Source organism: Actinomadura monticuli, from assembly GCF_041463655.1.
Classification (GTDB): domain Bacteria; phylum Actinomycetota; class Actinomycetes; order Streptosporangiales; family Streptosporangiaceae; genus Spirillospora; species Spirillospora monticuli.
The window spans coordinates 21,519-44,378 of the sequence record NZ_JAXCEI010000017.1; the positions used below are offsets into that span (position 1 = coordinate 21,519).

25 protein-coding genes and 2 pseudogenes are annotated in these 22,860 nt (G+C 72.4%); 16 read left to right on the forward strand and 11 right to left on the reverse strand.

Annotated elements, in window-relative coordinates:
- The first annotated feature begins 11 nt into the window (after positions 1–11).
- Complete coding sequence (locus tag SM611_RS30170; protein WP_371953704.1) at positions 12–470, forward strand: CBS domain-containing protein; 459 nt, start codon at positions 12–14, stop codon at positions 468–470.
- 40 nt (positions 471–510) lie between these two features.
- Positions 511–1,794 (forward strand): ArsB/NhaD family transporter, encoded by a 1,284-nt coding sequence (locus tag SM611_RS30175; RefSeq protein ID WP_371953705.1) that lies wholly within the window; start codon positions 511–513, stop codon positions 1,792–1,794.
- A gap of 36 nt (positions 1,795–1,830) precedes the next feature.
- Here SM611_RS30175 and SM611_RS30180 read toward each other — a convergent pair whose 3' ends face one another.
- Positions 1,831–3,216, reverse strand: a complete 1,386-nt coding sequence (locus tag SM611_RS30180; RefSeq protein WP_371953706.1) for an NAD(P)H-quinone dehydrogenase — start codon at positions 3,214–3,216, stop codon at positions 1,831–1,833.
- A 169-nt stretch (positions 3,217–3,385) separates the two neighbouring features.
- Here SM611_RS30180 and SM611_RS30185 point away from each other — a divergent pair, with 169 nt between their 5' ends.
- The 3 genes from SM611_RS30185 to SM611_RS30195 all read left to right on the forward strand — a co-directional run bounded on the left by SM611_RS30185 (position 3,386) and on the right by SM611_RS30195 (position 6,385).
- Entirely contained in the window at positions 3,386–3,838 is a 453-nt protein-coding gene (locus SM611_RS30185) for a gamma-glutamylcyclotransferase family protein (protein ID WP_371953707.1), read from the forward strand.
- Positions 3,839–3,920: 82 nt separating this feature from the next.
- Complete coding sequence (locus SM611_RS30190; RefSeq protein WP_371953708.1) at positions 3,921–4,721, forward strand: purine-nucleoside phosphorylase; 801 nt, start codon at positions 3,921–3,923, stop codon at positions 4,719–4,721.
- Entirely contained in the window at positions 4,718–6,385 is a 1,668-nt protein-coding gene (locus tag SM611_RS30195; RefSeq protein WP_371953709.1) for a phospho-sugar mutase, read from the forward strand. Before SM611_RS30190 ends, SM611_RS30195 begins: the two co-directional genes overlap by 4 nt.
- On the opposite strand, the gene SM611_RS30200 is transcribed toward SM611_RS30195, so the two are convergent.
- From SM611_RS30200 to SM611_RS30230, 7 genes are all read right to left on the reverse strand, one after another.
- Entirely contained in the window at positions 6,378–7,022 is a 645-nt protein-coding gene (locus tag SM611_RS30200) for a PH domain-containing protein (protein ID WP_371953710.1), read from the reverse strand. The two genes, SM611_RS30195 and SM611_RS30200, sit on opposite strands and share 8 nt — an antisense overlap.
- A 7-nt stretch (positions 7,023–7,029) precedes the next feature.
- Positions 7,030–8,121 (reverse strand): adenosine deaminase, encoded by a 1,092-nt coding sequence (locus SM611_RS30205; RefSeq protein ID WP_371953711.1) that lies wholly within the window; start codon positions 8,119–8,121, stop codon positions 7,030–7,032.
- Positions 8,122–8,193: 72 nt separating this feature from the next.
- Positions 8,194–9,015 carry an SAM-dependent methyltransferase gene (locus tag SM611_RS30210; protein ID WP_371953712.1) on the reverse strand — a complete coding sequence of 274 codons (822 nt, stop codon included), beginning with the start codon at positions 9,013–9,015 and terminating at the stop codon, positions 8,194–8,196.
- Between the two features lie 166 nt (positions 9,016–9,181).
- The gene (locus SM611_RS30215) at positions 9,182–9,538 is read right to left on the reverse strand and encodes a cupin domain-containing protein (RefSeq protein ID WP_371953713.1); all 357 of its coding nucleotides are present in this window, start codon (positions 9,536–9,538) and stop codon (positions 9,182–9,184) included.
- 56 nt (positions 9,539–9,594) lie between these two features.
- The gene (locus tag SM611_RS30220; protein ID WP_371953714.1) at positions 9,595–10,899 is read right to left on the reverse strand and encodes an MFS transporter; all 1,305 of its coding nucleotides are present in this window, start codon (positions 10,897–10,899) and stop codon (positions 9,595–9,597) included.
- Between the two features lie 12 nt (positions 10,900–10,911).
- On the reverse strand, positions 10,912–11,526 hold the full coding sequence (locus tag SM611_RS30225) for a class F sortase (RefSeq protein ID WP_371953715.1): 615 nt from the start codon (positions 11,524–11,526) through the stop codon (positions 10,912–10,914).
- Positions 11,527–11,665: 139 nt separating this feature from the next.
- Positions 11,666–12,241, reverse strand: coding sequence for a hypothetical protein (locus tag SM611_RS30230; RefSeq protein WP_371953716.1), 576 nt, complete (start codon positions 12,239–12,241; stop codon positions 11,666–11,668).
- A gap of 277 nt (positions 12,242–12,518) precedes the next feature.
- On the opposite strand from SM611_RS30230, the gene SM611_RS30235 reads away from it, so the two are divergent.
- The 6 genes from SM611_RS30235 to SM611_RS30260 all read left to right on the forward strand — a co-directional run bounded on the left by SM611_RS30235 (position 12,519) and on the right by SM611_RS30260 (position 16,797).
- Positions 12,519–13,043 carry an MOSC domain-containing protein gene (locus SM611_RS30235; RefSeq protein ID WP_371953803.1) on the forward strand — a complete coding sequence of 175 codons (525 nt, stop codon included), beginning with the start codon at positions 12,519–12,521 and terminating at the stop codon, positions 13,041–13,043.
- 176 nt (positions 13,044–13,219) lie between these two features.
- Positions 13,220–14,782 carry a sensor histidine kinase gene (locus SM611_RS30240; protein ID WP_371953717.1) on the forward strand — a complete coding sequence of 521 codons (1,563 nt, stop codon included), beginning with the start codon at positions 13,220–13,222 and terminating at the stop codon, positions 14,780–14,782.
- A gap of 30 nt (positions 14,783–14,812) precedes the next feature.
- Positions 14,813–15,247, forward strand: a complete 435-nt coding sequence (locus SM611_RS30245) for a roadblock/LC7 domain-containing protein (RefSeq protein WP_371953718.1) — start codon at positions 14,813–14,815, stop codon at positions 15,245–15,247.
- On the forward strand, positions 15,244–15,609 hold the full coding sequence (locus SM611_RS30250) for a DUF742 domain-containing protein (RefSeq protein ID WP_371953719.1): 366 nt from the start codon (positions 15,244–15,246) through the stop codon (positions 15,607–15,609). The genes SM611_RS30245 and SM611_RS30250 overlap by 4 nt, the downstream gene beginning before the upstream one ends.
- The gene (locus tag SM611_RS30255) at positions 15,590–16,171 is read left to right on the forward strand and encodes a GTP-binding protein (RefSeq protein WP_371953720.1); all 582 of its coding nucleotides are present in this window, start codon (positions 15,590–15,592) and stop codon (positions 16,169–16,171) included. The genes SM611_RS30250 and SM611_RS30255 overlap by 20 nt, the downstream gene beginning before the upstream one ends.
- Positions 16,172–16,215: 44 nt before the next feature.
- Positions 16,216–16,797 (forward strand): GAF domain-containing protein, encoded by a 582-nt coding sequence (locus SM611_RS30260; RefSeq protein WP_371953721.1) that lies wholly within the window; start codon positions 16,216–16,218, stop codon positions 16,795–16,797.
- A 39-nt stretch (positions 16,798–16,836) separates the two neighbouring features.
- Here the strand turns inward: SM611_RS30260 and SM611_RS30265 are convergent, their stop codons facing one another.
- On the reverse strand, positions 16,837–18,339 hold the full coding sequence (locus SM611_RS30265; protein WP_371953722.1) for an acyl-CoA dehydrogenase family protein: 1,503 nt from the start codon (positions 18,337–18,339) through the stop codon (positions 16,837–16,839).
- A 661-nt stretch (positions 18,340–19,000) separates the two neighbouring features.
- Between SM611_RS30265 and SM611_RS30270 the strand changes: the two are divergent.
- Positions 19,001–19,225, forward strand: a pseudogene (locus SM611_RS30270) (hypothetical protein); the annotation flags it as partial.
- Between the two features lie 85 nt (positions 19,226–19,310).
- Here SM611_RS30270 and SM611_RS30275 read toward each other — a convergent pair.
- Entirely contained in the window at positions 19,311–19,760 is a 450-nt protein-coding gene (locus SM611_RS30275) for a TIGR03618 family F420-dependent PPOX class oxidoreductase (protein WP_371953723.1), read from the reverse strand.
- A gap of 80 nt (positions 19,761–19,840) precedes the next feature.
- Between SM611_RS30275 and SM611_RS30280 the strand changes: the two are divergent.
- From SM611_RS30280 to SM611_RS30295, 4 genes and pseudogenes are all read left to right on the forward strand, one after another.
- Positions 19,841–20,212 (forward strand): annotated as a pseudogene (locus tag SM611_RS30280) (SRPBCC domain-containing protein); the annotation flags it as partial.
- A 185-nt stretch (positions 20,213–20,397) separates the two neighbouring features.
- Positions 20,398–20,805 carry a YciI family protein gene (locus tag SM611_RS30285; protein WP_371953724.1) on the forward strand — a complete coding sequence of 136 codons (408 nt, stop codon included), beginning with the start codon at positions 20,398–20,400 and terminating at the stop codon, positions 20,803–20,805.
- 8 nt (positions 20,806–20,813) lie between these two features.
- Entirely contained in the window at positions 20,814–21,959 is a 1,146-nt protein-coding gene (locus tag SM611_RS30290; RefSeq protein WP_371953804.1) for an RNA polymerase sigma factor, read from the forward strand.
- Positions 21,960–22,019: 60 nt separating this feature from the next.
- Positions 22,020–22,187 (forward strand): hypothetical protein, encoded by a 168-nt coding sequence (locus SM611_RS30295; protein ID WP_371953725.1) that lies wholly within the window; start codon positions 22,020–22,022, stop codon positions 22,185–22,187.
- Positions 22,188–22,235: 48 nt separating this feature from the next.
- Here the strand turns inward: SM611_RS30295 and SM611_RS30300 are convergent, their stop codons facing one another.
- Positions 22,236–22,769: a DUF6817 domain-containing protein gene (locus tag SM611_RS30300; protein ID WP_371953726.1), complete on the reverse strand. Its 534-nt coding sequence runs from the start codon at positions 22,767–22,769 to the stop codon at positions 22,236–22,238.
- Positions 22,770–22,860 lie beyond the last annotated feature (91 nt).

A 22,860-nucleotide genomic window follows, 5' to 3' on the forward strand; every position in this document is an offset into this window, starting at 1 on the left:
GAAAGGACAGCATGCAAGCGCGGGACATCGCCATAAAGGTGCCGACCGTGACGCGGGACGATTCGATCGCGCACGCGATACAGGTCATGGCCCTCGGCCGCCTGCCCGGCCTGATCGTCGTGGACGAGGAGCAGCGCCCCCGCCTCGTCCTGCCGGGCACGCAGGTGCTGCGACTGGCGGTGCCCGTCGCCTACCAGGAGGATCCGGCGCTGACCCGGACCGTGGACGAGGCCCACGCGGACGTCTTCTGGCACGAGATCCGCGACATGAGAGTGGGCGACTGCCTCGGCACGCACACTCCCCGCCCGGTCATCGTGAAATCGTCCGCGACCCTGCTGGAACTCGCCACGCTCATGGCGCGGCAGCGCAGCCCCCTGGTCGCCGTCGTGGACGACGCCGGGCTCCTCACCGGAGCGGTCATCCTGGACCGGCTGCTGTCGGCGCTGGCGCTGACCAGGCCCGACGACTGACCTTCGCGCCGCCGGGCGGCGTCCGGCCGGGAGTCGCGCGATGACGGCGGTGGCGGCGCTCGCCATCTTCGTCGTCGCGTTCCTCTTCATCGCCACGGAGAAGGCCGACAAGGTCAAGGTCGTCCTGATCGCCGGCGGACTCATGACGGTGCTGGGCCTCGCCCCCGGCGCCGACGTCTTCTTCTCCGAGCACGACGGGATCGACTGGAACGTCATCTTCCTGCTGTTCGGGATGATGGTCATCGTCGGGATCATCAAGGGCACCGGGCTGTTCGACTTCCTGGCGATCTGGGCGGCCAAACGCTCGAAGGGCAGACCGTACCGGCTGCTGGTGATGCTCATGGCCATCACCGCGGTCGCGTCCCCGTTCCTGGACAACGTCACCACGATCATGCTGGTGGCGCCGGTGACGGTGGTGGTCTGCAACCGGCTGCGCATCCCGGCGCACCCGTACCTGATCGCCGAGGTGCTGGCGTCCAACATCGGCGGCGCGTCGACGCTCATCGGGGACCCGCCGAACATCATCATCGCGAGCCGGGCGGGGCTGACGTTCAACGACTTCCTCGTCCACATGGCGCCGATCGTGGTGGCCGTCTTCGTCGCGTTCGTGCTGCTGGCGCGGGTCCTGTTCCGCAAGTCGTTCACGTACGACGAGCGGTACGTCGCCGAGGTCATGTCGCTGGACGAGCGCAAGGCGATCACGGACCCGGGGCTGCTCGTCCGCTGCCTGGTCGTGCTCGGCCTCGTCATCGTCGGGTTCATGCTGCACTCGGTGGTGCACGTGGAGCCGTCGATCGTGGCCCTCGTCGGCGCGGGCGTCATGCTGCTGGTGTCGCGCGTCGACGTCTCGGAGGTCCTCGCCGAGGTCGAATGGCCCGTGCTGGTCTTCTTCATGGGTCTGTTCGTGATGGTCGCCGGCCTCGGGCACACGGGCGTCATCGAGGCGATCGGCACCTGGGCGGCGGACACCGTCGGCGACAACTACTTCCTCGCCGCGACCAGCCTGCTGTTCGGGTCCGCGGTACTCGGCGCGTTCTTCGACAACATCCCCTACGCGGCGACGATGGCGCCGATCGTGGAGGGGATGGCGGCGGGCGCGCCCGACCCGACGACCGCGGAGGCGCTCTGGTGGTCGTTCGCGCTGGGCGCCGACTTCGGCGGCAACGGAACCGCCGTCGCGGCCAGCGCCAACGTGGTCGCGATCGGGATCGCCGCCCGGACCGGGAACCCGATCAGCTTCTGGCAGTTCACCCGCTACGGAATCATCGTCACGCTGCTGAGCACGCTGATGGCGTGGGTGTACGTGGCGTTGCGCTACTTCTAGCGCCGGTACCGGCCGGGCACGACCTTCTGGCGGACGCTAGTAGGCGTGCTCGGCCATCAGCCGGCGGGACGCCTCGGTGATGCTGCCCGACAGCGACGGGTACACCGCGAACGTGTGCGCGACCTGTTCGACGGTCAGGTGCTGCTGGACGGCGATCGACACGCCCAGGATCAGCTCGCTCGCACGCGGCGCCACGACGACGCCGCCGAGCACGATCCCCGTGGACGGACGGCAGAACAGCTTGACGAAACCGTCCTCGAAGCCCTGCATCTTGGCGCGGGCATTGGTGAACAGGGGCAGCATGACCGTCCGGGCGTTCACGTCACCGGAGTCGACCATCTGCTGCGTCACGCCCACCGAGGCGACCTCGGGGTCGGTGAAGATGTTGGACGCGACCCAGCCGAGCTTGAGCGGCTGCACGGCCTCCCCCAGCGCGTGCCACATCGCGATGCGTCCCTGCATGCCCGCGACGGACGCCAGCATCAGCACGCCCGTGCAGTCGCCGGACGCGTAGATGTGCGGGACGGACGTCCGCGACACCTTGTCGACCTCCACGAAACCGCGCGCGTCGCACCGCACGCCGATCTCCTCCAGGCCGATGCCCGTGGTGTTCGGCACCATCCCGACCGTCATCAGGCAGTGCGTGCCCTCGATCTTCGTGCCGTCCTCCAGCGTGACGATCACGCCCTCGCCCGAGCGCTCCACGCCCGCCGCGCGGGACCGCGACATGACGTTCATCCCGCGCCGCAGGAAGACCTCCTGCAGGACGGAGGCGGCGTCGGCGTCCTCCGTCGGGAGGATGCGGTCGCGCGAGGACACCAGCGTGACCTTGGAACCGAGCGACAGGTAGGCCCCGGCCAGCTCCGCGCCCGTCACGCCGGACCCGACCACGATCAGGTCCTCCGGCAGCTCGGGCAGGTCGTACAGCTGGCGCCAGTTCAGGATGCGCTCGCCGTCCGGCTCCGCGCCCGGCAGCACGCGCGGCGTCGCGCCCGTCGCGATCAGCACGATGTCGGCCCGGATGCGCCGGTCGCCGACCGCCACGACGTGCGGCTCCACCAGCCGCGCCTCGCCGCGGACGATCTTGACCTCCTCGTAGGCCAGCCGTTCGGCGACGTCGAACGACTGCGCCCGCGCGAGGTCCTTCACGCGCTTGTTGACCTCGGCCATGTCGGCCTCCAGGGCGCCGACGATCCCGTCCGGGCCGCCGTTGAAGCGCAGCCCGAGGCCCGTCGACTCCGACATGACCGCCATCCGGGTCGAGGTGGCGATGAGCGTCTTGGAGGGCACGCAGTCGGTGAGCACGCAGGCGCCGCCGGGACCGTCCCGTTCGATGACGGTCACGTCCGCGCCCAGCTGAGCCGCGACCAGCGCGGCCTCGTAACCGCCCGGGCCTCCTCCAATGATCACGATGCGGGTCACATCTTCCATTCTTTCCTACTCCAGGCAGTGAAAAGTCCCGTCCCGCACCCGAGGTGGCAGCGTGGCGGATCACGCGTGGGGGACGAACCCCCACACCCCCGAACCGCGGTCACCGCGATCCTCGCTTCGCTGCGGTCGCGCCGCCCCGCGTGGCGTAGCCTTGGCCAACGTGGCACTGTACGCGGCGTACGCCTCCAACATGGATCCCGAGCAGATGGCGAGCCGGGCTCCGCATTCCCCGATGCGCGGCACCGGCTGGCTGGCCGGGTGGCGGCTGACCTTCGGAGGTCAGGACAAGGGCTGGGACGGGGCCCTGGCGACGGTCGTCGAGGACGACTCCGAGCAGGTCTTCGTCGTCATGTACGACGTGCCCGCCTGGGACGAGAAGGAACTCGACGCCTGGGAGGGGGCCGCGCTCGACGTCTACCGCAAGATCCGGGTCCGGGTGCAGACGCTGGACGGCGACGTCCTGTGCTGGCTGTACGTCCTGGACGACTACGAGGGCGGGCTGCCGTCCGCGCGCTACCTCGGCATCCTCGCGGACGCGGCGGAGAAGGCCGGCGCGCCCGACGACTACGTCAAGGACCTGCGCACCCGCCCGTGCAAGTCGCTCGGCGACTGAGAAGCGTCCCGGGGGGCGTCCGGCGGGGCGGCTCCGGCCGGGCGCGGCAAGGCACGAAACGCCCGCCTGTAGTGTCGGCGATGTGAGCAACGACGCTTTTGCACTGGCGCGGGACGCCGCGGACGCGCTGCGCGACCGCACGTCCTTCGACTCCTTCGACGTCGCCCTCGTGATGGGCTCGGGCTGGGTCCCGGCGGCCGACAGGCTGGGCGAGCCCGTCGCCGAGGTGACGGTCACCGAACTGCCCGGCTTCGCGCCCCCGGCCGTGGAGGGGCACGCCGGGAAGATCCGGGTCGTGGAGGCCGGCGGGCGCCGCGCGCTGGTGTTCCTCGGCCGGACGCACCTGTACGAGGGGCGCGGCGTCGACGCCGTGGTGCACCCCGTCCGGACGGCGCTGGCCGCCGGGGTGACGACGATGGTGCTGACGAACGCGGCGGGCGGGTTGCGTCCCGAGCACCAGCGCGTCGGCGACCCCGTGCTCATCTCCGACCATCTCAACCTGTCGGGCGCGAACCCGCTCACCGGCGCGACGTTCCTCGACCTGACCGAGGCGTACTCGGGACGGCTGCGGGCCCTCGCGAAAAAGGTCGACCCGACGCTGTCGGAGGGCGTGTACGCGGCGTTCCGCGGCCCGACCTACGAGACGCCCGCCGAGATCCGCATGCTGCGCACGCTGGGCGCCGACATGATCGGCATGTCCACGGTGCTGGAGACGATCGCGGCCCGGCAGGGCGGCGCCGACGTCCTCGGGATCTCCCTCGTCACGAACATCGCCGCCGGCCTGTCGGACGAGCCGCTCGACCACGAGGAGGTCCTCGCGGCGGGACGCGCGTCCGCCGGCCGCATGGGCGGCCTCCTCGCCACCGTCCTGGCGAAGCTGTGAGCGACCTCCGCGCGCGCGCCGAGGAATGGCTGGCGCAGGACCCCGACCCCGGCACCCGCGCCGAGCTCCGGGCGATCCTGGACGACGACGAGGCGCTGTCCGCCCGGTTCGGGTCCCGGCTGGAGTTCGGGACGGCCGGGCTGCGCGGCGAGCTGGGCGCCGGCCCGAACCGGATGAACCGGGTCACGGTCATGCGCGCCGCCGCCGGGCTCGCCGCCCGCCTGAAGCCCGGCGGCCGCGTGATCATCGGCTTCGACGCGCGGCACGGCTCGCGGCGCTTCGCCGACGACACCGCGGCCGTCCTCAGCGGGGCGGGCCTGCGCCCCGAGGTGTTCGCCGACCCCGTCCCGACGCCGGTCCTCGCCCACTTCACCCGGGCGTTCGACGACATCGTCGCGGGCGTCATGGTGACGGCCAGCCACAACCCGCCCCGCGACAACGGCTACAAGGTGTACTGGTCGGACGGCGCGCAGATCGTCCCGCCGACCGACACCGAGATCTCCGCCGCCATCGACGCCGTCGGCCGGGTGGACGAGCTGCCGCTCGGCTCCGGCTGGCCCGTCCACGACGGCGCCGGACTGTACCTGGACGCCGTGTCGTCGCTCCGCCTCGGCGGCGACCGCGACATCTCGATCGTCTACACGCCGATGCACGGCGTGGGCCGCGACGTCCTGCTGCGGGCCTTCGAACGGGCCGGGTTCCCCGCCCCGGCCGTCGTCCCCGAGCAGGCGGACCCCGACCCCGACTTCCCGACCGTCGCCTTCCCGAACCCGGAGGAACCGGGCGCGCTCGACCTGGCTCTGGCGCTGGCCGAGGCCCGGGGCGCCGACCTGGTGATCGCCAACGACCCGGACGCGGACCGCTGCGCCGTCGCCGTCCCGTCCCCTTCCGGGTGGCGGACGCTGACCGGGGACGAGGTCGGCGGGCTGCTCGCCGAGCACGTCCTGCGGCACACGGCCGGCCCCGACCGGCTGGCCGTCACCACGATCGTGTCGTCGTCCCTGCTGCGCTCGATCGCCGCCGCGCACGGCGTCCGCTTCGCCGAGTCCCTCACCGGCTTCAAATGGATCATGAAGGCGGGGAGCTCCTCCAGCGGTACCGGGGGGCGTGGGGGGTCGTCCCCCCACCGGGCACCCGACCGCCTCGTCTTCGGCTACGAGGAGGCGCTCGGCTACAGCGTCGGCGACGACCGGGGCGTCCTCGTCAACGACAAGGACGGCATCAGCGCCGCCCTCGCCGTCGCCGCGCTCGCCGCCGGCGCGAAACGCGAGGGCCGCACGCTCCTCGACCTCCTGGACGCGCAGGCCCGCGAGCACGGCCTGCACGCCACGTCCCAGCTCTCCGTCAGGGTCGACGACCTCTCCCTGATCACCGCCGCCATGGCCCGCCTCCGCGCCGCTCCCCCGCGCGAACTGGCCGGACGGCCCGTCGAGTCGTTCGACGACCTCGCCCGCCCGGCGGACAGCCTGCCTCCCACCGACGGCCTCCGCTTCCGCCTCGCGGGCGGTTCGCGGGTGGTCATCCGGCCGTCGGGCACGGAACCGAAGCTCAAGTGCTACCTGGAGGTCGTCCTCCCGGTCGGCGGAGACATCACCGAAACCCGCGCGCGCGCCGCGAACGACCTGCGAGCCCTCCGCGCCGCCGTGTCCGCCGTCCTCAGCTGAGCGTCGCGTAGACCAGCGTCGCGATCAGGGCGGCCAGGGGCGCGACCAGGGCGGCCAGCGCCGGGACGCACCAGGTCACCGTGCCCTGCGCGGGCGGCTCCGTCCTGGCCGCGGCGGCCTTGTCGGGGGCGCCCGACTTCGCCTTCGGACGGTGCCGGTCGCGCATCTCGTTGAGCTGCCGGGCGGCGAACCCCGTCGGCGTCCGCCCCCGCAGGTCGAGCCCCGCGCCCTGGGTCTTGCGCGCCTCCTTCTGCGCCCGCGCCTCCGCCTTGGCCTGGGCGCGCGGGGACGTCTGATGCACCCAGGCGCGGGACGCCAGTTCCGTCCCGCCCGGCCCGGCGAAACGCACCGTGACCGCGTTCCGGGCCTCGATGGCGCGGATCGCCCCCCACGGCGCGCGGACGTCCCGGAGCGGGTTGCGGACCGTGAGCCCGTCCTCGTCCGCGACGATCGCGGGACGCAGCCCGACCGTGTAGGCGACCCCGCAGCCGAACAGCAGCAGGAACGCGATCGCGAACGTCGCCGGCGAGTAGTCGGGGTCACCGGTGATGCCGACGAACAGGTCCACGAAGTTGAGCGCGGCGAACACGAACCACGCGTACGCGGCGACGCGCCCGCCGGTGGAGCGAATGGTCATGGCTCGATCATGCCAGCGGCCTGGCCCCGCTCCACTTCAGCTGCGCGAACCCGGGCTTGATCACACCGTTGATCAGTTCGAGCCGCTCGTTGAACGGGACGAACGCCGACTTCATCGCGTTCACCGTGAACCACTGCAGGTCGTCCCACCCGTAGCCGAACGCCTCGACGAGCTTCGCGAACTCCGCCGACAGGGACGTCCCGCTCATCAGCCGGTTGTCGGTGTTCACGGTCACGCGGAAGCTGAGGCGGCGCAGCAGCCCGATCGGATGCTCGGCGATCGACTTCGCCGCCCCCGTCTGGATGTTGGACGTCGGGCACATCTCCAGCGGGATCCGCTTGTCCCGGACGTAGCCGGCGAGCCGGCCGAGCCGCGCGTCGTCGCCCTCCACCTCGATGTCGTCGATGATCCGCACCCCGTGCCCGAGCCGGTCGGCGCCGCACCACTGGATCGCCTGCCAGATCGAGGGCAGCCCGAACCCCTCGCCGGCGTGGATGGTGAAGTGCGCGTTCTCCCGCTGGAGGTACTCGAACGCGTCCAGGTGCCGGGTCGGCGGGTACCCGGCCTCGGCGCCCGCGATGTCGAACCCGACGACCCCGAGGTCGCGGTACCGGACGGCCAGTTCCGCGATCTCCATGCTGCGCGCCTGGTGCCGCATCGCCGTGACGAGCGTCCCGACCCGGATGCCGAAGTCCGCGCGGGCCCGCGCGAACCCGTCCAGCACGGCCTCGACGACCTGCTCCAGCGTCAGCCCCCTGCTGAGGTGCTGCTCGGGCGCGTACCTGACCTCCGCGTAGACGACGCCGTCGTTCGCGAGGTCCTCCGCGCACTCGTAGGCGACCCGCGTGAGCGCGTCGACGGTCTGCATCACGCCGACGGTGTGCGTGAACGTCTCCAGGTACCGCTCCAGCGACCCCGAGTTGGACGCCTCCTCGAACCATGCCCGCAGGCTGTCCGCGTCGGTGGCGGGCAGGTCGGCGTACCCGGTCTCCCGCGCGAGATCGATGACGGTCGCGGGCCGCACCCCGCCGTCGAGATGGTCGTGCAGCAGCACCTTCGGCGCCCGCCGGATGTCCTCGAGAGTCGGCCGCTCGTTCATCATTCGAACCTACCCGGCGCCGCCCCGTCCCACGTCGTCAACTCTCGCCAACCGTCGCCGGCCGGTTCTGGATCAGGGACGGAGGCGGCCGACGGCGCCGACCATCGTCCAGGGGAGGTCGGGGAGGTCGGCGGGAGCGTCGTCGGCGCGCCACGTGCGGACGTCGGCGAGGCCCGGCTCGATCAGGTCGAAGCCGTCGAAGAAGCGCTCGATCTCGGCCCGCGTCCGGGGGGTCAGCGGGGCGCCCGAGGCGCGGAAGCCGCGCTGGGCGGCGGCCATCACCTCGTCCGGGGAGTCGCTGACGGTGTGCGAGACGACCAGGTGGCTGCCGGACGGGAGCGCGTCGCGGAGGCTCGCGACGATGCCGTGCGGGTCCTCGTCCGGGCCGATGAAGTGCAGGATCGCGACGAGCAGGACGGCGACGGGCTCGGTGAAGTCGAGCAGCGCGCGGGTCCCGGGGTCCCCGAGGATCTCGCGGGGCCGCCGCAGGTCGCCCTTGATGACCCGCACGTGGTCGGTGGTGGCGAGGAGGGCGTCGGCGTGCGCGACCACGACCGGGTCGTAGTCGGCGTAGACGACGCGGCTGCCGGGGGCGGCGGCCTGGGCGACCTGGTGGACGTTCTGCTGCGTCGGCAGCCCGGCGCCGATGTCGATGAACTGCCGGATGCCGCGGTCGGCGGCCAGATGGCGGACGGCGCGGCCGAGGAAGCCGCGGTTGGCCTGGGCGGTCAGCGGGGCGGCCGGGTTCGCCGCGATCATCTGGTCGGCGGCGCGGCGGTCGGCCTCGTAGTTGTCCTTGCCGCCCAGCATGTAGTCGTAGATCCGGGCCCCGTTCGGGACGGCGGCGTTCACGCCGTCCGGAATCCCGCCCGGGTTCTCGTCCTGTCCGGCCATGACGGCGCCCCTTTCCGCGATCCACCATGATCGTAAGGGGCCGTCCGACGGAATGCAGTGATAATTCCGCTTTGTCCGGACGGGGCGGACGGGGACGGACAGGGTGCGGCCGGCGGGCGTTCCCCTGCGCCCCACCGGCCGCGATCAGTCGCCGGGCGCGCTTCTGTCAGCGGGCCTTCGCGTAGTCGCCGATGCCGCCCGCGAAGTCGAACATGACGCAGGGCTCGTCACCGACGACCCACGCGTCGTGGCCCGGCTCCAGGACGAACACGTCGCCCGGGCCGACCTCGCTCTCGGAGCCGTCGCGCGTCATCACGCGCATCCGTCCCTCGACGCAGTAGCCGTTGTGGTGCACTTCGCACAGGTCGGTGCCCGTGAGGTCCTTCACGGACTCCGTCCAGCGCCAGCCGGGCTCGAACGTCGCCTTCCCGAAGACGAGGCCGGTGAGGTTCACGACCTCCAGGTGCCCCCTGGGGAAGTCCCGCCTGTCGTCCGGCTTCTCGATGCTCTTGATCTCAACCATGATGGGTCCCCCTTAATCACCATCACTCCTCACGTTTGCACCACACCTGACCTGCGTCAAGACGTCGGACGGGCGGGCCGGGCCGGTCGGTCCGCGCGGGCGAGGCCTGCGGGTCGTTGCCGGCGTACGCGACGCGGCCGGCCGACGTGGCCGGCGGATCGACCCCGGGATCGCGGAAGCAGCAGCGGGGTGGCCAGCATGAGGACGCCCGCGGCCGCGATCGCGGGACGCGGGCCGACGAGCCCCGCGAGCAGGCCCCAGACGGCGGTCAGCGCGGCGACCGCGGCGTTGTCGGTGACCGACCAGGCGGCCAGGGTGCGGGCGACCCGGTCGTTGGCGGTCTGTTCGAGCCGGTAGGTCGCGAAGACCGGGGTGAACACGCCCATGCAGGTGATCAGCCCGAACTCGACCGCGATGACCAGGGCCAGCCCGGCCGCCCCCGGTCCGACGAAGGCCAGGCCGAGGAGCCAGCACGCGCGGAGCGTCCCGGCGGCGAGCATGACCCGGTGGCGTCCGAACCGGGCGGCCAGCGGGCGGGCGAGGCGCGAGCCGATCAGGCCCCCGATGCAGGGGACGCCGAACGCGAGCCCGTACTGCCAGGGCGCGAAGCCGAGGTCGCCGAGCATGAGGACGGCGAGGGGCGGCGCGGTCGCCAGGATGAGCCCCTTGACCAGCACCGTGTTGAAGAACAGCGGGCGCAGCCCGGGGTGGGCCAGGACGTACCGCCACCCTTCGAGCAGGTCCCCGGCGCGGAGCCTTTTCGCGCCGGTCCGCGCCGGGGGCGGCTCCGTCCCGCCGATCGCGCGGACGGCTCCCGCCGACAGCAGGTAGCTGGCCGCGTCCGCCACCACGGTCGCGACCGGGCCGAGCAGCCCGATCGCCGCGCCGCCGAGGGGCGGGCCGAGCATGGTGGTGGTCCACGTGGTCGTCTCGAACCGCCCGTTCGCGACGAGCAGGTCCTCCTTCCGGACGACGGCCTTCAGGCACGCGCCGCTCGCCGCCCGGAACGCGATGCCGGCCGCGGCGACGATCACCGACACGACCAGCAGCTGGACGAACGTGAGCCGCCCCAGGGCGAACGCGGCGGGAACGCTCAGCAGCGCCGCGAACCGGACCAGGTCCATCGCGATCATGACGGGGCGCTTGCGGCGGAACTCGACCCACGGCCCGAGCGGCACCGCGACCGCCGCGCCCACCGCGAGCCCCGCCGAGGCCAGCATCGACACCTGCGCCGGCCCGGCGTCCAGCACGAGGATCGCGATCAGGGGGAACGCGTCGAGCGCGAGCCACGTCCCGGCCGCGCTGATCGCGTAGGACGCCCACAGCCACCCGAACTCCCGCCCCAGCGACCGTCCCCGCACCGCGCCACGCTACTACCGGACGGACGTCCCGGCCGCGTAGACGATGACGTTGTCGCGGTAGCTGCGCTCCGCCCGGTCGAAGGCGCCGCCGCAGGTGACCAGACGGAGCCCGGCGTGGTCGAGCGGGCCGTAGACGCGGGCGGTGGGGAACCGGTCCTTCGCCACCCGCTCGACGGACTCGACGGTGAACACGGCGACCCTGCCGTCCGCGCGGATGACCTCGATGCGGTTCCCGGGGCGCAGCCGGCCCAGGTCGTAGAAGACCGCCGCGCCCTTCGCGGAGTCGACATGGCCCAGGATCACGGCGGCGCCGCGCTCACCCGGCGCGGGCCCGTCCCCGTACCAGCCCGCCTCGCCGGGACGGTCGCCCGGCGGCACCTGGACGGAGCCGTCGGCGTCCAGGCCGAGGCGGATCAGCGGAGCCGCGACGCCGATCGACGGGACGGCGACCCGCACCGGAGCCGACCGGGGCAGCACCGGCGCGCGGTGGTCGACGGGCCGGGGGGCCGCCGCCCACGCGGGCGGCTCCGGCGGACCGCCCGGCCCCCGCAGCCCGGCCCCCACCAGCGTCAGCCCGGCCGCCAGCAGGACGACCGCCAATGCCCACAGGCCCGCCTTTTTCGCCATTCCCCATTCACCCGTTAACTCATTCACCCGTTGACCCGTTGACCCGTTGACCCGTTCACCGGTCCGGCGCGAATTCACTGCCGCCCGCCAGGACGAGAACGCCCGGCGGCCGCCGGAACGGGCGGCCGCCGGGCGTCTTTCAGCGGCGGCTTTCGCCCCGCCGGCGGACGGCCGCGGTCCCGGCGCCGAAGGCGCCCAGCAGGAGCACGCCGCCACCGGCCAGGAGAGCGGTGCTCGTGCCGCCCGCCCCGCCGCCGAAGCCCGTCTTGGCCCCGCCCGCCGGGGTCGGGTGGGCACTGCCCATCGGCTTGGAGTGCGCGGTGCTGCTCGGGGTGGGGTGCGCGGTGCTGCCCGGCGTCGGCCGGGACGTCGTCTTGGCGTCCAGCACCTTGAGCAGGCCGACCGACCGGTGCGCGCCGCAGCGCACCTGCACCGTGTACTCGCCCGGAACGGTGTCCGGCTTGACGGTCGCCAGGCCCGCGCGGCCGTCGACCTCCTCGGCGCCGTTCAGCGGGACGGCCCCGCCCACGAAGGCCAGCGAGCCGGCCTCGCCGTCGACCTGGCACTTCTTGCCCACGACCGTGATCTGCTGGCCGGGCCGGGCCTGGCTCGGCTGCAGGACGACGTCCCCGTCGTCGGCCATCGCGGGCGCGGCCAGGCCGATCGTCATGGTGCCGAGAACGAGACCGAGAACGGTCGCCTTTCCGAGTCGCATCTTCTCCCCATTACGACACGGCGGCTTACTCGACTTTCAGCCCTGGCACCGTGCCCCCTTATGCCTTCATACGATGAGGCGGGAAGCCTTTTTGTTCGGGATGCTTTCGCGATTCTTCATTGGCGCCAAGATCAGAATTGGCGCGCGAGAGTTCATGTGAGGGCCGTCACATCGCTGCGGGCCGCCCCCGGGGCCGCTTCCCGACGGCGTCTTCGGCGAGAACCTGACCACGGCCGGGATCGACGTCAACGGCGCGCTGATCGGCGAGCGGTGACGGCTGGGGCGGGACGTCGTCCTGGAGGTGAGCTGCCCCCGGATCCCCTGCGGCACGTTCCAGGGCTGGCTGGACGAGGCGGGCTGGATCAAGCGGTTCACGCGGGCGGCGCGGCCCGGCGCCTACCTGCGGGTGGTCGAGCCCGGCGAGATCCGCGCCGGGGACGCCGTCGACGTGGTGCACCGGCCCGGACACGACGTGACCGCGGCGCTGTGCTTCCGCGCGCTCACCGCCGAGCCCGGCCTGCTGCCGCGGCTGATCCCGGTCGAGGCGCTTCCGGACACGTCCGGGACGTGGCGCGCGAACGCACCGGAACGCGCCAATGATCGACTTCGGTGGAGATCGTTTTCGGAGCGTCAGGCGATAGGCCCGGCAATCGCATTACGGGCCCGCGCTTATCGATATTTCGGGCGAATTGGACGCTGCGGGACAGGTCGGGGGAAAGTGGCCCGGTATTGCTGGAATATCGGTAATCCACGCTTGCTCGATGGGGCGCTGTGTCAGCCTAGACACGGTCTGTGCCCGTAAGAGCACGCCTTACTCAGTAATGTGACCTGCCGTCGACCACACTGAGGACGCCGATGCCTGCTTTCTCCGAACCTGCTGCCGATGCCGAGCGCCAGGATATCCGGCGGCACGGCAGGAATCCGACCCACGGGACGCGGCGCCAGGTCAGCATGCGGTCCTTTCACCTGTGCATTTCCGTGCTTCCCGCGGCCGTTGTCGCGGGCCTCGGAGCCGCCGCCGCGGCGGTGCTCTACGACGCCGGCGCCGTGACGTCGCGGACGCAGGCCGTGCTGGCCGCGGCCGCCGTGGGAACCGTCCTCACGCTGGCCGCGGCACTGTTCGCGGCGGACGCGGCGACCCGCCGGACCGACCGGGAGCACGCCAGGCTGTCCGCCCGCGGGCACGAGGACGTCCAGCGGCGGCTCGGCGAGCTGTGGTTCGCGATCGCGCGCGGCCGGCAGGGCCTGCGGGAGCTCGTCGAGCGGGTCGGCGCCGGCGAGACCGCGCCGCGCAGCGAGGACGTCCCGGTCACCGAGTCCGGCGACCCGTTCACGCGGCTCGCCTACGAGCTGCGGCAGGCGCAGGGCGAGGCGTGGAACGCCGTCCTGGACACCGCGGAACGCGCGTCCGGCGGCGGGCCCGACCAGCGGGTCGACGTGTTCGTCAACCTGGCCCGGCGGATGCAGTCGCTCGCCCACCGCGCCATCCGGGGCCTCGACGAGCTGGAGAACCAGGTCGAGGACCCCGACCTCCTCAAGGGCCTGTTCAGGGTCGACCACCTCAGCACCCGCATGCGCCGCCAGGCCGAGAGCCTCGCCGTGATCGGCGGCGCCGCCTCCCGCCGCCAGTGGAGCCGGCCGGTGACCGTGTACGAGGTGCTGCGCTCGGCCATCGCCGAGGTGGAGCACTACAACCGCGTCAAGGTGGTGCCGCCCGTCGAGGGGACCCTGCACGGCGGCGCGGTCGCAGACGTCGTCCACCTGCTCGCCGAGCTCATCGAGAACGCCACCCGGTTCGCTCCGCCGCACACGCAGGTTCTGGTCCGCGTCGACGGCGTCGCCGCGGGCCTGGCCATCGAGGTCGAGGACCGCGGCCTCGGCATCCCGAAGGACGCCCGGCGGCGGCTGAACGAGGTGCTCACCGACCCCGACCGGGCGGGCACCGCCGAGCTGCTGCAGGAGGGGCGCATCGGCCTCCTCGTCGTCGCCGCGCTCGCGCGGCGGCACGGCGTCCGCGTCCAGCTCCAGGACAACCTCTACGGCGGGACGCAGGCCGTCGTCATCGTGCCGAAGGACATGGTCGGCGCCGAAGAGGAGGCGGAGGAGGCCGAGGCGCTGCCGCAGGCCCAGCCGGTGCACCCCGAGCCCGTTCCGGTGGCCGCCGGCGCGGTCGCCGCCGGCTCCCCGCCTCCCCCGGCGGCCTTCGCGGGCTTCGGGCCCCCCGCCCCGCGGCCGTCCGGCATGCCCGCCGATCGTCCGGCCGCCACCTCCGCCGAGCTGCCGGTCGCCACCGGGGCCGAGCGGCCGGACGTGCCCGCGGCGCGGCCCGCGCCGCCGGGCCCCGCCGCGGGGCCGAGCGGCGAGCGGCCGTCGCTGCCGCGCCGCAGGGTGCAGGCGAACATGGCGCCCGAACTGCTCAATTCCCCCGTTCCACAGCAGCAGGACGAGGACGAGATCGAACACAATCCCGGCCTCATGGCGGCATTCCAGCGGGGGGTGCGCGGCGCCGAGGAGAGTGACGCCGCCGATGGCACGGACTGACGAATCATTTCCAGCGATAAGGAGCGTCCATTGAGTGCTGTCTCCCCGAACCAGGCTCAGGACCTTGCTTGGCTGCTGCGGGGGCTGGGCGAGGAGGTTCCGGTCATCCGCGGCAGCGTGCTGCTGTCCTCCGACGGCATGCTGAAGGCCGCGCACGGCTTCGACCGCGCCACCGCCGAACAGTTCGCGGCGCTCGCCTCCGGCCTTTTCTCCATCGCCCGCAGCGCGGGCACGAAATTCGACGGCAGCAACGAGGTCCGGCAGGTGGTGGCGGAACTCAAGTCCAGCCAGCTGTTCATTTCGTGGGCCGGTTACAACTCCGTGCTGGCGGTGCTGGCGAAGGCGGAGGCCGACCCGGCCGTCGTCGGTTTCGAGATGGCCCGGCTGATCAAGTCCGTGCGGCCGTTCCTCGGCACCGCGACGCGGGCGGCGGCCGCCGCGAACGATCCGCGCCGGTCGCCATGACGGCCGGCGAGGACGAGGTCTGGCTCGACGACGACGCCGGGCCGCTGATTCGCCCGTACACCGTGACCGCCGGGCGCACCCGGCCGGCCGTCCGGCTGGACATGCTGTCGCTGGTGGTGGCGTCCGGCGGCGTCCCGGCGAACCTGGACCCGGAGCACGCGGAGGCGCTCGCGCTGTGCCGCACGCCGACGTCCGTCGCCGAGGTCGCGGCGCACTTACGGCTGCCCGTGGCGGTCACCAAGGTCCTTCTCGCCGATCTCGTGCACTGGCGGGCCATGACCACCCGGGCTCCGCGTCCCGCGGCCGACCTCACCGACCGAGACCTCCTGGAGAAGCTGCTCGATGGCCTACAACGAGCCTGAGGTGTTCCCCACTCAGGTCAAGATCCTCATAGCGGGCGGTTTCGGTGTGGGGAAGACGACGTTCGTCGGCGCGGCGAGCGAGATCGAGCCGCTCAGCACCGAGGAGCTCATCACCGCGGCCAGCGCCGGCACCGACGACCTCGGCGGGGTGGAGGGCAAGACCACGACCACCGTGGCGCTCGACTTCGGCCGGATCACGATCGCGCAGCACGACATCGTGCTCTACCTGTTCGGCACGCCCGGCCAGCAGCGTTTCTGGTTCATGTGGGACGAGCTGTGCGCCGGCGCGCTCGGCGCCGTCGTGCTCGCCGACACCCGCCGCCTGGACGCCTGCTTCGACGCCGTCGACTTCTTCGAGAACCGGGGCACCCGGTTCCTCGTCGCGGTGAACGAGTTCGACGGCGCGTTCCGCTACGAGCCGGACGAGGTGCGGGCCGCCCTCGAACTCGACCCGCGCGTCCCGATCGTCCTGTGCGACGCGCGGGACGGCCGGTCCGCCACCTCGGTGCTGAGGGCCCTGATCCGGCACCTGCTCGCCGCCGTCCCCGCTCCTTCCGCCTGACCCCGCCCGGTTCCATCCGTCCTCTGCCGCGTCTGGAGATCCTCGTGTACCACGAGCCGCTGTACGAACCCGCCGGCCACCTGCTGACCCCCGTCGACAACGACGTCCCCCAGCGCGTCGCGCGGCTCCGGGAACTCGGCCTGGGGCAGGGCGCGGACCCGGAGTTCGACGCGTTCGCCCGCGACCTCGCCGAGACCGCCCGGCGGCTCATCGGCACGGGCGTCCCCCCGTTCGCGATGGTCAACTTCGTCACCGACCACCAGTTCCTCGCCGGCCTGTACGCCCCCGAGGACCCCGGCGCCGACGCGGGCGGCGCCGTCCAGCTCGGCCGGGAGGTGCCGCTCGACCACGGCTACTGCCCGCACGTCGTCGTCCGGCGCAAGGCGCTCGTCCTGGACGACGTGTGCGACTATCCGCGCTTCGCGGGCAACCCGGTCGTCGACAAGCTGGGCATCCGCACCTATGTCGGGGCGCCGCTCATCGACCGCACCGGCACGGCCCTCGGCACGATCTGCGTGATCGACCGCGAGCCGCGCCCGTGGGGGCACCCCGGTCTGCACCTCATCAAGGAGCGGGCGGCCGACCTGGTCCGGCTGATCCGCCGCCGCGAGGACATGCTGGGCTGACGCCCGTCACGCCCGGGGCCGCGCCCGGTCGGGCGGTGGTCACACCTCGGCCGCCGGCACGGGCACGGACCGCGAGAACCGCAGGTCCGCCGGGGGCGGGACGGCGCCGTCCTCGATGCCGAGCACGCCCGAGGAGAGCAGGCCGAACTCGGTGGCGACGCCGGCGATGTCGGCCTTGAGGAACTCGATCGCCGCGCGCGCCCGCCCGGCGTCGCCGCCGGCCTGGGCCGCCCACCGCATGACCTGGCCGATCGCGAACGCGTAGGCGATGGCGCGGCCCGCCAGGACGAGATGCTCCTGCCGGAGGTCCCGGTCGAGGAAGCCGAGGTCCAGGCCCTGCGAGGTGATCGCGGACGCGGTGAGCGGCCACTCGGCCAGGAACTTGCTGAGCGGCAGGCCGTCGGTCCGGGCGAGGCAGTACTCGGTGAGCTGCTGGCTGAGCAGGTCGTTGGTGCCGTCGAAGATCGTGTAGACCCGCGCGTCCAGGAACGCCTGGGCGGAGATGTTGGTCGGCGACCCGCAGCGGTACCCCTCGCCGCCGGCGAGCTGCTGGTAGTGGTGCGCCGCGCTGAGCATCCGCTCGGTGGCGACCGTCTTGATGGCCTGGACGGCGGGGAACGCGCCGATCATGTCGGCCTTCATGTCCAGCCGCGTCCGCAGGTAGTCGTTGAGCGCCGCGCAGATCGTGTAGGACGTGTCGATCGCCGCCAGCCGGTAGCGGACGAACCGGATCGCCGACTGCGGGCCGGGCCCGATCGTGCGCGCGTCGGCGTAGGCGTGCGCCTCGCGGCTGATGCGGCGCAGGAAGCCGCAGCCCATCGCCGCCATCATCGCCCGCGACGCCATGAGCATCTCGACCATGGGGCGCAGGTTCCGTCCCTCCGCCCGGATCCGCCGGTGCCGGGGGACGACCACGTCGATCTCGTTCAGCCCGTAGTCGATCACCTTCAGGCCCAGCGGCTCGTAGGGCCGCAGGGTGCGGAAGCCCTCGCTGCGCTTGACGATGAAGTAGCCGTACTCGCGGCCGTGCTCGTCGTTCTTCGCGCTGACCAGCCACCAGTGCGCGCTGGAGCTGAACGCCTGCCAGTGCTTGCGGCCGCGGATCCGGTACCCGTCCTCGACCTCCTGGAACGTGGTGGTCATGCCGGACATGGCCGAGCCGCAGCCGGGTTCGGTGGAGGCGAAACCGGCGATCATGGGGTCGCCGCCCGCGTACTGCGGCAGCACCTCCCGCTTGGCCGCCTCTCCGGCCCAGAGCGCGATGGGGCGTAAGGCCACGCCCGTGATGACGGTGACGTACATGCCCAGCGGCAGGTTCCACTCGGAGACGGCCTCCACGACACGGCACATCTCGACGTGGCTGTCCCGCCCGCCGAACTCCGCCGGCAGCGTCGGGAGGAGGACGCCGGCCCGGGTCAGCAGCGTCCAGTCGTCCGCGGGGAGGTTCTGCTGCGGGTAGGTCGCGGTGTCGAATCGGGGGGCGATGGCCTCGATACCGGCGATGAATTCGTCCGTCGGTAGAGACTGGAGAGCATTCGTCATGGTGTCCGCTCTTACGGGTCGGCTGGCAGTGCAGGGGGAAGTCGTCTGGTGAAAAGAACGCTGATGCCCGATCGACCGTGAAGCCGACCTCGCGGACCTCCTCTCCCATCGCTCGCGTGAGACTCTCACGACATACTGAAACGTGCGAACACGAGACGCAAGGCATCTCTGGCTGACCGTAATCAGCCAGGACACGCCGGTCTGTTGCTGATGGTGCCGCGGCGTTCGGTGGGTGAAATGGGCAGTTCGGGAGTGATGAGCATAATGTCCGCCCTGCTGCCCCCGGGACCGGAGAGGTCCCCGGAAGACGCTCCCGTACCTGCGGAAACTCCCGCGTGCGCCGGAGATCGGGCTGTTATGCCACGTTGAAGAATATGCAGCTCAGCCAGAAAGTGCCGACCGAAACACCGGTCTTCGGCCATGCCTTGAGATGACGCACCGGATGGCGACTCCATCCGCCGCGGCCAATGGCGGCACAGAAGTATTTTCGCGTCAAGTGAAAAACATCGCCGGGCCGCGTGCCGCGCTCCCGATCAGTTACAACCCTCTACCTGCGACGATAGAGCGGACCCCATCACATGATGCCTGACACAGAGTGCCGATCGTCGATAAGTGTCCGGTGATCCGCGAATGCCGCGCGCACGAGAACGCGCCGCGGACGGTGGCCCGGCCACCGTCCGCGGCGCGCGGCGGTCGCGGCGGGCCACGTGCTGGAGTACTCCGCGCTGAACAAGTCGCTGCACGGCCGGATCGTCGAGATCAGCGGCCAGAAGACCGCCGCCGGGGTGCTCCAGCGGCTGCGCGCGCAGAACGTCCGCGGTTCCAGTTCCAGCTGGCACTGGTCCCCGGCCGCCCGAACGTCTCCCTGGCCGAGCACCTGGACATCATCGACGCGATCTGCGCGCACTCCCCCGAAACGGCCGAACAGGCCGCCCGCCGCCACCTCCTCGTTGATCTGCGGCGTGTTGTTGTTATCGAGCGCTCGAAAACAACAACACGCCGCAGATCAACGACCCGGCGCGGCGCTCGTCGGCCATCACCCGGTCGTAGGCGTCCCAGTCGTCGTGGGTGCCGCCGGCGGCGCGGAAGACGTCCCGCAGCAGCACCCGCAGCGCTTCACCGTCGGCCTCCGGGTGCGGGTCGTCGGGTCCGATGATCTCGGCGTCGCCCTCGACGGCCGCCCACCGCCAGCCCGCCCGCGCGACGATCGTGACCCGCGGGTCGGCCCGCAGATTGTGCAGCTTCCGCGCCCCGCCCCTGGCGACGAGCCCGACGACCCGACCGTCCCGGAACGGATGCTCGAGAACCCCCGCGTTGACCACCGACGACTGGACGCTCCCATCGCCGCGCACCGTGCTGACCACGCACAACCCGTGGTCGAGGCGCACCAGCTCGGCGAAGTCGGCAAGATCGTTGGCCATCGGTTCGGCCTTTCTGTCCGAGTTCCCCGGACGCCTCCGCCGGCGTTCCGGGCGCGTCCGCCCATCGTCCCGACCTCACCGCGCGCTACTGGGGGCACGCCAACGTCTCGGACTGGCGGCCCGGCTCGTCCTGGGAGCACCGGCGCGTCGACGGCTCGGGCGCCGTCGACGTCGTCGGCCAGGTGGTCGAGGCCGAGCCCCCGACGCGCCTGGTCGTCACCTTCGAGGACAGCCCCGGCACGCCGAGGGAGCCGTCCGTCGTCACCTTCCTCGTCGAGCCGCACGAGGACATCGTCCGTCTCACCGTGACGCACGAGAACCTCCCCGACCAGGACATGCGCAACGGCATCTCGCGCGGCTGGCCGGCCGTCCTGGCGAACCTCAAGTCGCTGCTGGAGACCGGCGAGGTCCTGCCGCAGGCGCCGTGGGAGATGGCCGGCGCGCCCGCCTGACACCGCACGACCGGACACCGCACGACCGAACGGGGAGAAGACATGCCGGGTTCGGAAGCCGGGTAGGCCCGATCCGTGAACCGCTGGAAAAAGTTCGGCGGCGGATGTCGAGATGCGGTCGGTAGCTTCGTCCCCGGGGTGAGCGCGGCCCGACGAGGGGCCGCATCAGCACCGAGGAGCGAACGATGGCCAAGTACCTGCTGCTCAAGCACTACCGGGGCGCTCCGGCGGCCGTCAACGACGTGCCGATGGAACAGTGGACGCCCGAGGAGCTCACCGCGCACGTGCAGTACATGCACGACTTCGCGGCGCGGCTCCAGGAGAGCGGGGAGTTCGTGGACGGGCAGGCGCTCGCGCCGGAGGGGACGTTCGTCCGCTACGACGGCGAGGGCCGCCCGCCGGTCACCGACGGCCCGTTCGCCGAGACCAAGGACCTGATCGCCGGCTGGATGGTGATCGACGTCGACACCTACGAGCGCGCCGTCGAGCTGGCCGGGGAGCTGTCGGCCGCCCCGGGCGCGGGCGGCAGGCCGATCCACGAATGGCTGGAGCTGCGGCCGTTCCTGACCGAGCCGCCCACCATCACCGAATGACCGCACCGATGGACGAGGCCCTGCTGCGGAGCCTCACGCCGAACGTGCTGGCCGTCCTCGTCCGCCGCGGAGCCGACTTCGCGGCGGCCGAGGACGCCGTCCAGGACGCCCTGCTGGAGGCGATCCGCGTCTGGCCCGGCGACCCGCCGCGCGACCCCAAGGGCTGGCTGATCACCCGGGCCTGGCGCCGGTTCCTGGACGCCACCCGGGCCGACGCCGCCCGCCGCCGCCGCGAGGACCTCGCCGACCGGGAGCCGCCGCCCGAACCCGCGTCCGCGGCGGACGACACGCTCCAGCTGTACTTCCTGTGCGCGCACCCGTCGCTGACGCCGTCGTCGGCGGTGGCGCTGACGCTGCGCGCGGTGGGCGGGCTGACCACCCGCCAGATCGCCCGCGCCTACCTGGTGCCCGAGGCGACCATGGCGCAGCGCATCAGCCGCGCCAAGCGCACCGTCTCGGGCGCCCGCCTGGACCGGCCCGGCGACGTGGCCACCGTGCTGCGCACCCTCTACCTGGTCTTCAACGAGGGATACGGCGGCGACGTCGACCTGGCCGCCGAGGCGATCCGCCTCACCCGCGTGCTGGCCGCCGCGATCGACCATCCCGAGGTGGCGGGGCTGCTGGCGCTGATGCTGCTGCACCACGCCCGCCGCGCCGCGCGCACCACCCCCGAGGGCGCCCTGATCCCCCTCGCCGACCAGGACCGCTCGCGCTGGGACACCTCGTTGATCGCCGAGGGCGTCGCCGTCCTGCAGGCCGCCCTGGCCCGCGACCGGCTCGGCGAGTTCCAGGCCCAGGCCGCCATCGCCGCCCTGCACGCCGACGCCCCCACCGCCGGGGAGACCGACTGGGTGCAGATCGTCGAGTGGTACGACGAGCTGGCGCGGCTGACCGGCAGCCCGGTCGTCCGGCTCAACCGCGCGGTGGCGGTGGGCGAGGCCGACGGACCGCGCGCCGGCCTGAAGGCCCTCGCCGCCGTGGACGACTCGCTGCCCCGCTACACCGCGGCGGCGGCCTACCTCCACGAACGGGACGGCGATCTGGCGACCGCCGCGCGCCTGTACGCCGAGGCCGCCCGCAAGGCCACCAACCTCGCCGAACGCGACCACCTCACCCGGCAGGCCGCCCGTCTCAACACCCGGCGGCCCGGATGAAGGCATCCGCTTGAAAAGCCGGGACTGCCCAAATGCCCCGCGAGACCGCATGATGGACGTATGACTGACGATGGGCAGGACGAGAACTCGGCTGACCGGTGGCGCACCCTCCCGCCGCACATCTCGGTGGCGGACACGGTGGCGAGCCAGGAGGTACCCCCCAAGCCGCAGGTGATCGCGGAACCGCTCCGCTCGGAGATCGACGAGGCGACCCGCTACCCGATCTAGCCTCCGGGGCGCGGAGCGCTGGCGCGCAGGAAGGCGCGGACGGCCCGGCTACGCGCGGAAGTCCTGGACGGCGCGGCCCGCGGACGTGCTGAGCAGCGGCCGCCATGTGGTGAACAGTTCGCCCAGGGCGTCGCCGTGCGCGGCGCGGAGTTCGGCGGACGCCGTCAGCACGTCGAGTTCGTTGGCGACGGTGAGTTCGGCGAAATCCCGGCGATCCGCCCGCGGCGGGCACAGCACCGTCCCGGTGAAGCGGTCGGTGAAAGGTCCGTCCGGGGAGGCCAGATGCGGATATGACCGTCGACGATCGCAGCTCGCGTACATGTAGACCAGCCGTTCGGCCTCCGTCCCGACGACCTCGGCCAGCTCGCCGCGCCGCCCGGGATCGCCGAGGGCCGTGCCGAAACCGTCGGTGCCGTAGAAGGCGTGGCACAGGCCCGCGAAACGCAGGTCGGGCCGCGCGCCCCACGCGCCGAGCATCGCGTGGACGCGCCGCGAATGGGAGAGCAGAGTGCCGCCCGGATGCTCCACCCGGTCCGCACCCCGGTCGAGGAGAAACTCGGCCGCTTCCGCATCGGTCGCCATCCCTCGGCACCTCCTCGCCTGCCCCTTTTGAGCATTCAGCCCGGAGGGACGGCAAGTCAATTCTTGGAATTCCTTGCAGGTCTCCCAGGAA